The organism is Deinococcus aetherius, from assembly GCF_025997855.1.
Taxonomy (GTDB): domain Bacteria; phylum Deinococcota; class Deinococci; order Deinococcales; family Deinococcaceae; genus Deinococcus; species Deinococcus aetherius.
The window spans coordinates 516267-528134 of the sequence record NZ_AP026560.1; the positions used below are offsets into that span (position 1 = coordinate 516267).

14 protein-coding genes, 1 tRNA gene and 2 pseudogenes are annotated in these 11868 nt (G+C 70.6%); 15 read left to right on the forward strand and 2 right to left on the reverse strand.

Annotated features, from left to right (window positions below):
- The first annotated feature begins 7 nt into the window (after window positions 1-7).
- From DAETH_RS02725 to DAETH_RS02740, 4 genes are all read left to right on the forward strand, one after another.
- Window positions 8-472, forward strand: coding sequence for a LapA family protein (locus tag DAETH_RS02725; RefSeq protein ID WP_264776406.1), 465 nt, complete (start codon window positions 8-10; stop codon window positions 470-472).
- A gap of 132 nt (window positions 473-604) precedes the next feature.
- Window positions 605-1459: an acetyl-CoA carboxylase, carboxyltransferase subunit beta gene (gene accD / locus DAETH_RS02730; RefSeq protein WP_264776407.1), complete on the forward strand. Its 855-nt coding sequence runs from the start codon at window positions 605-607 to the stop codon at window positions 1457-1459.
- Window positions 1456-2406: an acetyl-CoA carboxylase carboxyltransferase subunit alpha gene (locus DAETH_RS02735; protein WP_264776408.1), complete on the forward strand. Its 951-nt coding sequence runs from the start codon at window positions 1456-1458 to the stop codon at window positions 2404-2406. The genes accD and DAETH_RS02735 overlap by 4 nt, the downstream gene beginning before the upstream one ends.
- Window positions 2407-2497: 91 nt before the next feature.
- Complete coding sequence (locus DAETH_RS02740) at window positions 2498-3880, forward strand: flavin monoamine oxidase family protein (protein WP_264776409.1); 1383 nt, start codon at window positions 2498-2500, stop codon at window positions 3878-3880.
- Window positions 3881-3908: 28 nt separating this feature from the next.
- On the opposite strand, the pseudogene DAETH_RS02745 reads toward DAETH_RS02740, so the two are convergent.
- Window positions 3909-4193, reverse strand: a pseudogene (locus DAETH_RS02745) (PTS fructose transporter subunit EIIBC); the annotation flags it as partial.
- 45 nt (window positions 4194-4238) lie between these two features.
- Here DAETH_RS02745 and DAETH_RS02750 point away from each other — a divergent pair.
- The 3 genes and pseudogenes from DAETH_RS02750 to DAETH_RS02760 form a co-directional block, all read left to right on the forward strand.
- Window positions 4239-4316: pseudogene (locus tag DAETH_RS02750) on the forward strand (hypothetical protein); the annotation flags it as partial.
- Between the two features lie 162 nt (window positions 4317-4478).
- The gene (locus DAETH_RS02755; protein ID WP_264777375.1) at window positions 4479-4955 is read left to right on the forward strand and encodes an acyl-CoA thioesterase; all 477 of its coding nucleotides are present in this window, start codon (window positions 4479-4481) and stop codon (window positions 4953-4955) included.
- Complete coding sequence (locus DAETH_RS02760; protein WP_264776410.1) at window positions 4955-5572, forward strand: histidine phosphatase family protein; 618 nt, start codon at window positions 4955-4957, stop codon at window positions 5570-5572. Before DAETH_RS02755 ends, DAETH_RS02760 begins: the two co-directional genes overlap by 1 nt.
- A gap of 24 nt (window positions 5573-5596) precedes the next feature.
- Here the strand turns inward: DAETH_RS02760 and DAETH_RS02765 are convergent, their stop codons facing one another.
- The gene (locus tag DAETH_RS02765; RefSeq protein WP_264776411.1) at window positions 5597-6124 is read right to left on the reverse strand and encodes a DinB family protein; all 528 of its coding nucleotides are present in this window, start codon (window positions 6122-6124) and stop codon (window positions 5597-5599) included.
- A gap of 68 nt (window positions 6125-6192) precedes the next feature.
- Between DAETH_RS02765 and DAETH_RS02770 the strand changes: the two genes are divergently transcribed.
- From DAETH_RS02770 to DAETH_RS02805, 8 genes are all read left to right on the forward strand, one after another.
- On the forward strand, window positions 6193-6507 hold the full coding sequence (locus tag DAETH_RS02770; RefSeq protein WP_264776412.1) for a PadR family transcriptional regulator: 315 nt from the start codon (window positions 6193-6195) through the stop codon (window positions 6505-6507).
- 116 nt (window positions 6508-6623) lie between these two features.
- Window positions 6624-7109: a hypothetical protein gene (locus tag DAETH_RS02775; protein WP_264776413.1), complete on the forward strand. Its 486-nt coding sequence runs from the start codon at window positions 6624-6626 to the stop codon at window positions 7107-7109.
- 52 nt (window positions 7110-7161) lie between these two features.
- Window positions 7162-7758: a hypothetical protein gene (locus DAETH_RS02780; protein ID WP_264776414.1), complete on the forward strand. Its 597-nt coding sequence runs from the start codon at window positions 7162-7164 to the stop codon at window positions 7756-7758.
- Window positions 7755-8930, forward strand: coding sequence for an MFS transporter (locus DAETH_RS02785; protein WP_264776415.1), 1176 nt, complete (start codon window positions 7755-7757; stop codon window positions 8928-8930). Before DAETH_RS02780 ends, DAETH_RS02785 begins: the two co-directional genes overlap by 4 nt.
- 25 nt (window positions 8931-8955) lie before the next feature.
- Window positions 8956-9852, forward strand: a complete 897-nt coding sequence (locus DAETH_RS02790; protein WP_264776416.1) for an aminoglycoside phosphotransferase family protein — start codon at window positions 8956-8958, stop codon at window positions 9850-9852.
- 247 nt (window positions 9853-10099) lie between these two features.
- Window positions 10100-10273: a hypothetical protein gene (locus tag DAETH_RS02795; RefSeq protein WP_264776417.1), complete on the forward strand. Its 174-nt coding sequence runs from the start codon at window positions 10100-10102 to the stop codon at window positions 10271-10273.
- Window positions 10274-10395: 122 nt separating this feature from the next.
- Window positions 10396-11388, forward strand: coding sequence for a malate dehydrogenase (locus tag DAETH_RS02800; RefSeq protein WP_264777376.1), 993 nt, complete (start codon window positions 10396-10398; stop codon window positions 11386-11388).
- 198 nt (window positions 11389-11586) lie between these two features.
- Window positions 11587-11671, forward strand: a tRNA-Leu gene (locus tag DAETH_RS02805).
- The last annotated feature ends 197 nt before the right edge of the window (window positions 11672-11868 follow it).

An 11868-nucleotide genomic window follows, 5' to 3' on the forward strand; every position in this document is an offset into this window, starting at 1 on the left:
TCGACCCATGCGGACCATCGTGCTCGCCTTAGTCGTCGTGCTGGCGGTGATCTTCGCGATTCTCAACCGCAACGCCCTGCTGTTTCCCCACACCCTCAGCCTGGGCTTCGTCACGTACCGCGAGGTGCCGCTGGGGTTGATCCTGCTCCTGACCGGGCTGGTGCTCGCGCTGATCTTCTACTTCTGGGCGGGGGTCTCGCGGCTGCGGGCGCAGGCGGACAGCGCGCGGCTGCTGCGCGACATGGAGGCCCTGCGCGCCAGCCTCGACAACCAGGAGGGGAGCCGCTTCGCTCAGCTTCAGGGCTACCTCGACCAGCGTTTCAACACGCTGGGGACGGGGAGCACGGCGGACCTCGACCACACGGTCTCTCAGCAACTCGCGGCGACGAACGCGCGCATCGACGCCCTGGAGCGGAACCTGAACGTGCAGCTCGCGCAGATCGACGACTACCTCAAACGCAGACTGCGCTGAGGCCCGCCCGGACCCCGCCGACTGTGGCGGGGGACTTCTTTTGTCGGCGCGCTTACACCGGGTTCATTGCGGAGGGAGCGGCCCCTCTAGAATGGCCCGCGAGGAGCAGTTTCCCACCCGAAGGAGTTGAGAATGGCGCTCGACCGTTTTTTCCGCAGACGTCGCCCGCAGCCTCAGGCGGGGGCCGACGTGCCGGATCTGTGGACCAAATGCCCCGCGTGCAAGGAAGGGCTGTATAACCGCGACCTGGAGGCCAGCCGCTTTGTGTGCCCCAAGTGCGGGCACCACCTGCGTATCGACGCGGGGAAGCGGGTGGACGTGCTGCTCGACCCCGGCTCGTTCGTTCAGCTCTCGGGTCACGTTCGCCCCACCGATCCCCTCCACTTCGAGGACACCGAGCCCTACGTGGGGCGCCTCGCCCGCGCCCAGGCCAAGACGGGTCGCCCCGACGCGATCCTGACGGGCACGGGGACGGTGGGGGGCGTGCCCGTCACCCTCGCCGTGATGGACTTCGCCTTCAGCGGCGGCAGCATGGGCAGCGTGGTGGGGGAGGAGATTTCACGCGCCGCCGAACACGCCGCCCTGCACGGCACCCCTTTCGTCCTCGTGGCGGCGAGCGGCGGGGCCCGGATGCAGGAGAGCGCCCTGTCCCTGATGCAGATGGCGAAGACGACGGTGGCGCTCGAAGGGCTTTCCGCCCGGGGCCTGCCCTACGTCAGCCTGCTCACCGACCCCACGACGGGGGGCGTGACCGCCTCCTTTGCCACGGTGGCGGACGTGATCCTGGCCGAGCCGGGGGCACTCATCGGCTTCGCGGGGCCGCGCGTGATCCAGCAGACGATCCGGCAGAGCCTTCCCGAGGGGTTCCAGCGGGCCGAGTTCCTGAAGGACCACGGCATGATCGACGACGTGGTGGACCGCCGCGAGCACCGCGCGTACCTCGCCCGGCTGCTCGGGGTGCTGCTTCACCGCGAGGTGAGCGCGTGAGCCCCAGCCCGGTCGAGGCCGTCCGCGAACTCGAAGCCCGCGTTCACGACCTGGAGGACACCGCCCGCCGCACCGGGCAGAACCTCGACGCGGCCCTCGCTCCCCTGCGCGCGGAGGTCGAGAGGCTGCGTGCCGCCCACCGCGAGCCCCTGTCGCGCTGGGAGCGGGTGGGGCTCGCCCGCGCGCCGGGCCGCCCGACCGCCCTCGATTACGCCGAGCGACTGTGCAGCGACTTCACCGAACTCCACGGCGACCGCGCCTTCGGGGACGACCTTGCCCTGATCGGGGGCCCCGCCCGCTGGCAGGGCACGCCCGTCATGCTCCTGATGCAGCAGAAGGGCCGAGACACCAAGGGCAAGATTCGGCGGCGCTTCGGCATGAGCAACCCAGAGGGCTACCGCAAGGCGATCCGCCTGATGGACCTCGCCGACCGCTTCGGGCTGCCCGTCGTGTCCCTGATCGACACGCCCGGCGCCTACCCCGGCATCGAGGCCGAGGAGCGCGGACAGGCCTGGGCCATCGCCGAGAGCATCCGGCGGATGGTCCGTCTGCGGGTGCCCGCCGTCTGCGCCGTGATCGGTGAGGGGGGCAGCGGCGGGGCGCTGGCGGTCGGCGTGGGGAACCGGGTGCTGATCCAGGAGAACGCCTGGTACAGCGTGATCAGCCCCGAGTCGTGCGCGGCGATCCTCTGGCGCGACGCGGCCCAGGCCCCGAGGGCCGCCGAGGCCTTGAAGCTCACCGCCCCCGACCTCCTGGAACTCGGGATCGTCGAGGAGATCGTGCCCGAGCCCCCCGGCGGCGCCCACCTCGACCCGGACGTCGCCGCGCGGGCGCTGGGGGAGGCCGTGACCCGCCACCTTGCCGAACTGGGCAGTCTGGACGGGGAGGAACTCCGGTCGCAGCGGGCGGCGCGCTTCCGGTCGCTGGGGGCGTTCACGGAGGGCTGAGCCCGAGGAGGGTCGGCCCGTTCGCTGTCCAGGCTGGCCGTGCAGGCGCAGATGCGGCCCCGGCGGCCTGCCGCCCGCGCTAGGCTGACCCATGACGACAGTGGACAGGGCCGACGTGATCGTCGTCGGCGCGGGCCTCGCCGGGCTCACCGCCGCCCGCAGGCTCGCGCAGGCCGGGCGGCGCGTGCGGGTGCTGGAGGCACGGGACCGGGTGGGGGGGCGCATGCACACGGTCCGCCTGCCCGTCACGGGCGTGGGGGTGGACCTGGGCGGGCAGTGGGTCGGTCCCGACCAGCCGCACGTCATGGCCCTGATCCGTGAACTCGGCCTGGAGGTGTACCCCACGCACGACGAGGGGCAGAACCTCGCGCACCTGCTGGGCCAGACGCTGCGTTACCGTGGCCTGATCCCGCCGCTGCCGCCGCATGTGCTCGCCGACTACGCCCTGCTCTCGAAACGGTTCGAGGCGCTGAGCCGCCGCATTCCCCCGGAGGCCCCCTGGACGGCCCCGGACGCGGGGACCCTCGACGCGCAGACCTTCGACACCTGGATCAACCGAAACGCGCGCACCCCGCAGACGCGCGCCCTGATGCGGCTGTACGCCGGGGCGGTCTTCAGCGCGGACGCCGGGGAGCTGAGCCTGCTCCACGCCCTGACGTATACCCGGCACGGCGGCGGCATCGACGGCCACACCCTGACGCGCGGGCACGCCCTGCAAGACCGGGTGCTGGGGGGCGCTCAGAGCATCGCCCTGCGGCTGGCGGACGCTCTACCCGACGTGCGGCTGAGGAGCCCGGTCACGCGGGTGGAGCAAGGCGGGGAGGGCGTGACCCTGCACACCCCGGGCGGCTCCCATCACGCCGAACGCGCCGTCCTCGCCGTGCCCCCGGCCCTGCTCGCGGGCGTGCCCTTCGACCCGCCGCTCCCTCCCCGCCGCGCGCAACTCCAGCAGCGGCTCCCGATGGGGGCGGTGGTGAAATTCATGGCGGTGTACGACCGCCCCTTCTGGCGGGACGCGGGCTTAAGTGGCATGGCGATCAGCGACGAGGGGCCCGTGACCGTCACCTTCGACAACAGCCCGCCGCAGGGGAGCCCGGGCGTGCTCCTGGGCTTCATCGAGGGCGGGGAGGCCCGCGCGCTGATGGGGGCGGGCGAGGCGGAGCGGCGGGACGCGGCCCTCGCCAGTCTCGCCCGGCTCTTCGGGCGGGAGGCGCTGCGCCCCCTGGAAACCGTCGAGCGCGACTGGGCCGCCGAGCCCCACAGCGGCGGGTGTTACGGCGCCCTCTTCGGTCCCGGAGTGTGGACCGGGTACGGCGAGGCGTTGCGCGAGCCCGTGGGCCACCTCCATTGGGCGGGGGCGGAGACGGCCCGGGTGTGGATGAACTACATGGACGGCGCTGTTGAAAGCGGCGAGCGGGTGGCGGCGGAGGTGCTGGGGGTGTTGAGGCCCGAAACGGCCAGTCTGCCCGCCTGAGCCGCCCCCTTCCTCCACGAGCTCTCGCTCAGTCGTCCGCCGCGCCCGCCACCGTCTGCGTGTTCGTCACGCCGGGCAGGGCCTCCTGCACGATGGGCTTTTTCAGGAGGCCGAGCATGACCCTGCTGACGACCGTGCCCGCCACGATGGCGAGGATGTATATGGGCAGGTTGGTCACGGCGTTGGGGATGAACAGCACGAAGATGCCGCCGTGCGGGGCGCGCAGCAGGCACCCGGTCGCCATGCTGATCGCCCCGGCGACCGCCGAGCCCACCATCAGCGAGGGGATCACGCGCAGGGGGTCGCGGGCGGCGACACGAGCATCGACTCCGAACGTGGCCTCACGAACAGCAATTTCGTGGAGGCGCAGCAGAAGACGGCGATCATGCGCCGCGCCCGCCGGAGCGTCCTGATCGCCGACCACAGCAAGTGGGGCCACGCGGGCTTCGCCACCCTCGCGGCGCTCGGAGACGTGCGCGCCTGGGTCACCGACCACGCCCCACCGGGAGCCCGCGAGGTCTTCGAGGCGCGGGCGTGGAGGTCATCGAGGCACGCGGGGAGGGCTGAGGCGCGGCTGGCCCCGCTACACTCGGGCGCGATGAACGACCAGGACTCGGCCGCCCCCAGCCCCCCGCCCGGGGAGACGACCCCCGCCCCCCGCAGCCGCGCCCGGATGCTGGAACTGGTGTTTCCCAAGGACACCAATTACCTTGGCACGGCCTTCGGGGGCTTCGTGCTGTCCCTGATGGACAAGGCCGCCTCGGTGGCGGCGGTGCGGCACGCAGGCGGCGCGGTCGTCACGGCACGGATGGACGGGGTGGACTTCCACGTGCCCATCCGGGTCGGCGACGCCGTGGCCCTCGACGCGCGGGTGGTGCGGGTGGGCCGAAGCTCCATGCGGGTGCGGGTGGACGTGTACCGCGAGCACATGGCCTCGGGCGAGCAGCAACTCGCCACCACCGGCTTTTTCGTCTTCGTGGCCGTGGGCGAGGACGGCAAACCCCGCCCCGTCCGGCCTCTGGCGGAGGGTCAGGGCACGGACGGCGAGGAACCCGACCCCGAGGCCCGCCCCTGATGGCGGAAGGGGAGACGCTGCACCTCACCCTCGTCCGCCACGGGGCGACCGACTGGAACGGCGCGGGCCGCTGGCAGGGCTGGACCGACACGCCGCTGGGGGAGACGGGCCGCGCCCAGGCGGAGCGCCTCGCGCGCCGTCTGGCGGGCCGCCCCTGGGACGCCGTGTACGCCAGCGACCTGCGCCGTGCCCTGGACACCGCCGCCGTGGCCCTGCCCGGCCACCGGGTCACCCCCGACGCCCGGCTGCGCGAGCTGAACTTCGGGCGCTACGAGGGCGCGACCACCGAAGATGTGCTCCACGACTCCGAGTATGCCGAGTGGCAGCGTGACCCCTGGACCCTCCCCGCTCCGGGCGGCGGCGAGAGCCTGCGAGGGGTGGCCGACCGGCTGCGGGCCTGGGCCGAGGAACTTCCCGCCGGGGACATCATCGCCTTCACCCACGGGGCCGCCCTGCGCGCCCTGCTGTGTGACCTCTTCGGCTGGCCCGCCGCGCCGCAGCCGGGCTACGTCCTGCCCTTTCCGTACCTGCATACCCACACCGGGCTGACCCGCCTGACTCGGGCGGCGGGTCGCTGGACGCTGCTTACGTACAACGACCACGCGCACCTGGAGTGATGCGGGACGCCCGACAGCCCCTCGTCACTCCCCTGGCGCCAGCCGCGCCTGCGCGAGGTGGTGGCGCAGATGCCAGTCGTGCTTGGCGACGAGCCGCCACAGGTCCTGCCGCCCCTCGTGTGGGTGGGTGACCTCCCGGGAGAACTCCGCTGGGCTCACCCCACGCAGCAGGGCCGCCCACCGGACGTTCGCCGCGCCCAGCAGGGCCAGCGCCGCCTCTACGGGCAATCCCGCGTCGGGCAGGGTCAGCCAGGCGTCCTGGTCGAAGGGCTGGATCACGTATTCCTCGGTCGTCAGGCCGTAGCGCAGACGGTTAAGGCCGTGGACATGCGCGTCCGCCGTGTGGTGCGCGAGTTGCCGCACCGTCCACCCGCCGGGCCGGGACGTGCGGGAGAGGGCCGTGTCGTCCAGCCCCGACAACAGGTCGTGCCACTCTTGCGCCGCCCCCTCCATCCGCGCCGCGACCTCTTCCAACGCCGCCCAGTCCCGCCCGGGAAGGTCCTGAATGGGGCCGATGGGGAAGCGCCGGGCGTCCTGGGCAGGGGAGGTCATGGCGCCAGTATCACGCGCCACCCGTTCCTCTTGATCCTATACATTGAATTTTGAGGTATGCTCTCCCCATGAACGCCCGCGAGCAGTTGCGCCTGCTGATCCTCGCCGTGCTGGAACGACAGCCCGAGCACGGGTACGCCATCGCGCAGGCGATCAAGGCCCGGTCGGAGGGGTTGCTGGATGCGAAGGAGGGGACTCTCTACCCCGCCCTGCACGCGCTGGAAGCCGAGGGCCACATCGAGAGCCGGGAAACCGAGGTCGCCGGGCGGGTGCGCCGCGAGTACTGCCTGACCGAGAAGGGGAAGAAGGCGCTGACGGAAGCGCGGGGCGACTGGGAGAGGCAGGTCCGGGCGGTCGGGGCCGTGATTGGGGGCAAGGCGTGAACGCTCGGGAGTGGTTGGAGAAGGCCACGAAGGGGATGCCCGAGGCCGTGCAGGACCGGGTTCACACCGAAACGCTCGCGCACCTGGAGGACGCGGGGGTAGGGGAGGGGGCGGACGTGCGCGCCGTGCTGGGGAATCCCAAGGCGATGCGGCGGGAGTTGGGGCGGTTGTATGTGCCTGTTAAGCGTCTGCGTGGTTTGATAGAAGGTACCTCTTTTGGAAGTACATATGTTGTTCCCATGCTTTTTCTGGGTCTTGCGTTCTCCGACATACGTTCCGACCCCAGGTCGCCATATGACGATCTTCTTGGTCAGGCCGTTTTGATCGTGCTGGGTCTCTGGATTTTTACTCTTCTCCTGACTCAGAGACTTTCTCTTGTGCGTCGCCGTTTCTGGGGGAGTGCGGTGGGGTTTACGACATGGTGGATAAGCTCTTGGCTTAGTAATCTCTCCGATTTTCTGAACGGCACTTCTGATGATCTTTGGAATGCTGTTTTCCTGACCCTGTGGCCTTTCTTCATCGGCTACTATCTATGGAGTACTTGGCACGAAGACCGACGCCTCCGCCATACCCTCGCCCTCGTGGGTGGAGCCCAGCTTTAGCGCCCCTTCCGAGGGTCCAAATCCCCCAACACCCCGCGCTAAGCTTTCTCCCATGCTGACCTTCGCGGAGGCCGCGCGCTTCCCGGACACGCTGGTGGGCGCGGAGACCCGCCGCCTCGCCGCCCACGGTGCCCGCCTGCCCGCCGGGATGGTGGTGCCGCCCGCTTTCGAGGAGGGCTTCTACCGGGGAGCCAACCTGCCCGAGCAACTGCGTAATCTCCTCGCGCCGATCCAGCCGAGCCGCATCGACGAGGATCTCCTCGAAGCCCTCGCCGAACGTGCCCAGGCCCTCATACGCACGAGTTACCTCTCGGACGACGCGGTGCAGCTCTTCTACCGGGCGCTGGGGAACGCCGGGCTGACGAGTGGCGAAGTGCATGTCCGGCGCCCCGGCTCCCGTGAAGTTGAGACGGCGCGCGTGACGCCCCCCGGCACCGCCGCTCTGCACGCCCTCAAGCGGCTGTGGGCGCAGGACTGGACCTTCGACGCGCTCCTCACCCGGCTCGACGACACGGGCAGCGTGGGGCTGGAGGCGCGGGCCACGCTGCTCTTCGCCGGGCCGCCGGGGGTGCCGGACCTGGGGCGGGCGGCGGAACTGGGCGTCCCGCTCGCCCTGGTCAATTCCCTCGGGCTGGTCGGGCTGCCTTGAGGCCCGGCCCCCACCCCCTCCTCTTCGCGGCGCTGGGGACGCTCGTGTTCCTCAACGTCTACGCGCCCCAGAGCCTCCTGCCCCTGCTGGCGCGCGAGTTCCGGGTCGGGGCGGCGGAAATTGGCCTTGTCGTGGGCGCGACGACGCTGGCGATGGCGCTGGCCTCCCCGGTCGTGGGCATCCTCGCGGACGCCTGGGGACGACGGCGAACGGTGGTGGGGGCCTTCGCCCTGCTCGCCCTGCCCGCCGTCCTCGCCACGTTCGCGCCCAGCCTGCCCCTCCTGAACGCCGCCCGCTTCGCCCAGGGCCTCCTCATTCCCGGGGTGATGGTGGCCCTGAACGCCTACATCGCCGAGGAGGTTCCCCAGACTGGCCGGGCCCGCGCCCTGACCGCTTACGTGACGGGCACGGTGCTGGGAGGTTTCCTGGGCCGTTTCCTGGCCGGACTCGTCGCCGCCCCCTTCGGCTGGCACGCGGCGTTCTGGCTGCTCGCCGCCGCGTCCCTGGTGGGTTTTGTCCTCGCCGGGGCCGGGTTGCCGCGCGAGACGAGGTTTACCCCGCACCGTGACCCGCGTGCGGTCCTCTCCGGGTTCGCCGCTCACCTGCGTAACCCGGCCCTGCTCGCCACCTGCGGGGTCGGGTTCCTGATCCTCTTCACCCTGGTCGGCACCTTCAACACCCTCACCCTGCGGCTGGACGACGCACCCTACAACCTGAGCACGGCGGGAACGGGGGCCGTCTTCGCCGTCTACCTCCTTGGGGTGGTCGTGACGCCGGTCGCCGGGCCGTTTCTGGCCTCGCGCGGTCCACGCACCGGCCTGCTGACCGCCGTGGCCCTCAGCATCACGGGCCTGCTCGTCACCCTCGCCGCGCCCCTGCCCCTGGTGGTCGCGGGGGTGGCGGCGGGGGCGTGCGGCGTGTTCCTGGCCCAGTCCGCCGCCCTCGCCGCCGTGCAGCGCAGCGTGACGGGGGCGCGCAGCCTCGCCACCGGGCTTTACCATCTCGCGTACTACGGCGGGGGGGCCGCCGCGAGCGTGGTCGCCGGGCACGCCTACGAGGCGGGAGGCTGGCCCGGCGTCGTTCCCCTCGTCGCGGGCAGCGTGGGCCTCGCGGCGGTGGTGGGTGCGGTGGGGTGGAGGCGGGCGGGTCAGGTCGAAACCCGGCAGGGCTGATACTCCGCTCGGCTACAGTCGGGCGATGATCGCCGTTCCCGCCGCCTTCGCAGAGAGGACCGTCGCCCGCTCCGGCGAGGCGGGCCGCGCGTGGATCGAATCACTGCCCGGGCGGGTGGGCGAGCTGTGCAATTTGTGGAACTTGGAGGTGGAAAGCCCCGCGATGCACGGGGAGTGGGGCCTGGTATTCGCCGTTCGCGGCACCGACTCGCCCGCCGTCCTCAAGGTCACCTGGCCGGACGAGGACGGCAGCTTTCATCGGGCGGTAACGGCGCTCTCGTTGTGGAACGGTCGGGGGGCGGTGCGTCTGCTGCGGGCGGATATGGAGCGTCACGCGCTGCTGCTCGAACGCCTGGACAGCACGGCGACGCTGGGGAGCGTTGGGGTCGAAGAAGCTCTGCGTGTGGCCGGGAGTCTGCTCAGGCGCCTCGCCGTCCCGGCACCCGCAGACTTTCCCTCACTAAAGACGGTGGTGCAGCGGATCGAGGCGACCCTCCCCGAGCGTTGGGAGCGGCAGGGTCGTCCCCTCCCCCGGCAGGTCGTGGAGCGGGCGCGCGAACTGGCCCGCCACCTCGCCCCTTCGGCCGGGAACCTGCTCGTCAACTGGGACATCCACGACGGGAACGTGCTGCGGGCCGCGAGCGAGCCGTGGCTGGTGATCGACCCCCAGACCCTCGCCGGGGACGTGGAGTACGGCCTGGCCCAGTGGCTGTGGTGGCGGCTGGAGGAGATCGAGGCACGGGCCGGGGTGCGGTGGGCGCTTGATCGCCTCGTCGAGTCCGCAGAAGTGGACGCCGGACGGGCCTTCGCCTGGGCCTACGTTCGCACGGTGGACTACTGGCTCTCGGGGTTGGAGACGGGGCTGACGATTGATCCGCCCCGCTGTGAGCGGGTGATCGAGGGGCTGGGGCGTGTGGAATGACGCTCACGGAGGACCGATTGATGGAACTGGAAGAAATAACGGTGACGGCCTGTGCGGTAGAAGCGATGGAAGACGTTGATCCGTTCCTCGTTGCGCTTGCGGACGACCCCGAACGGCAAGAGCAGGTGTTGGAGCTTCAGCGAGCCTTGCCGGGGAGCGAACTTGACGAGCAGGGCAGGGGAACGGACACCTATATTGTCCGGTCTGGAACGCGGCGGTCGTCCATTACGACGACATGTCGTCCTGCGTGTTGCGCGACGGCTTCCTGACGCTCCAGTTCTCGCCCAGGGGAGCAGAAGCATTTGGGGTCAACGGCTTCCGACTACGCCTGGAACTTGACGATGCGGAGCGGGCCAAGTTGCGCGAAGGTCTCGCCGTCATCTTTTCGGAACGCGAGCCGCAGGAATTCCTTCTGGAGTAGGAGAGGTCCGTCTCGGCCTCCCTTCCTCCCTGTCTCCCCCCGGGGAACGCCCCCCACCTCCACCCCTCCCCCCGCGTTATTGTTGGCCCGAACTCACCTTCAGGAGGAAAAAGCCCATGACGATGACTACCAAGCAACCCGTCCGCGTGGCCGTGACCGGCGCCGCCGGGCAGATCGGCTACAGCCTGCTCTTCCGCATCGCCGCCGGGGACATGCTCGGCAAGGACCAGCCCGTGATCCTGCAACTGCTGGAGATCACGCCCGCGCTCAAGGCCCTCAACGGCGTGGTGATGGAACTGCGCGACTGCGCCTTCCCCCTGCTCGCCGACATCGTGACCTCGGACGACCCGATGGTGGCCTTCAAGGACGCCGATTATGCCCTCCTCGTCGGCGCGATGCCCCGCAAGGCCGGGATGGAGCGCGGCGACCTCCTCGGTGCCAACGGCGGCATCTTCAAGCCGCAGGGCCAGGCGCTCAATGCTGTGGCGAGCCGCGATGTGAAGGTCCTCGTGGTGGGCAACCCCGCCAACACCAACGCCCTGATCGCCCAGCAGAACGCGCCCGACCTCGATCCCAAACAGTTCACCGCGATGGTGCGCCTCGACCACAACCGCGCCATCTCGCAGCTTGCCGAGAAGACGGGCCAGCCCGTCAGCGCGATCAAGAACATCACGATCTGGGGCAACCACTCCTCCACCCAGTTCCCCGACCTCTCGCAGGCGACGGTCAGCGGCCAGCCCGCGCTCGACCTCGTGGACCGCGAGTGGTACGAGACCACCTACATCCCCACCGTCGCCAAGCGCGGCGCGGCAATTATCGAGGCGCGCGGGGCGAGCAGCGCGGCGTCGGCGGCGTCGGCGGCCATCGACCACATGCGCGACTGGGCGCTGGGCACCCCGGAGGGCGAGTGGGTCAGCATGGGCATTCCCAGTGACGGCTCCTACGGGGTGCCGGAAGGGCTGATCTACGGCTTCCCGGTGCGGTGCAGCGGCGGCCGGTACGAGATCGTTCAGGGCCTCTCCGTGGGTGATTTCAGCCGCCGCAGGATGGACGCCACCGCCCAGGAACTCATCGAGGAGCGCGACGAGGTGCGCAAGCTCGGTCTGGTGCAGTAAGGGGAATCGTCGGGCGGGCGGTCCCTCGGGTCGAGGGGCGGCCCGCTCCCGTTTCCGGGGAGCAAGCGGGAGGACAGGCCTCCCCATCCTCCCGCGCGGCTGTGCCGTCGGCCAGGTGGCCTACCCGTTGACAGCCCCCGGGCTCACCGCTAAAGTAAGCAAGCCTGAAACGCGCCCCCAGTGGGCGGACCAACGAAAGCCGAGGTGGCGGAATTGGTAGACGCACTAGTTTCAGGGACTAGCGCCGCGAGGCGTGTGGGTTCAAATCCCATCCTCGGCACCAGATCAGGAAGCCCCCGCCCGCGAGCGGGGGTTTTTGCTGTTGTGGGCGTCAAGTCAGGTCAGTGGCCCTATTCCTGCTCGCCCTGTACCCACTGATCAGGACCGACTGAGCAGGTAGGCCAGGCCCGCCGAGGTCAGCAGGCAGACCGAGAGCCCCACGACGGAGGGAAAGTCCCCCTCATCCCTCAACGCGAGGAT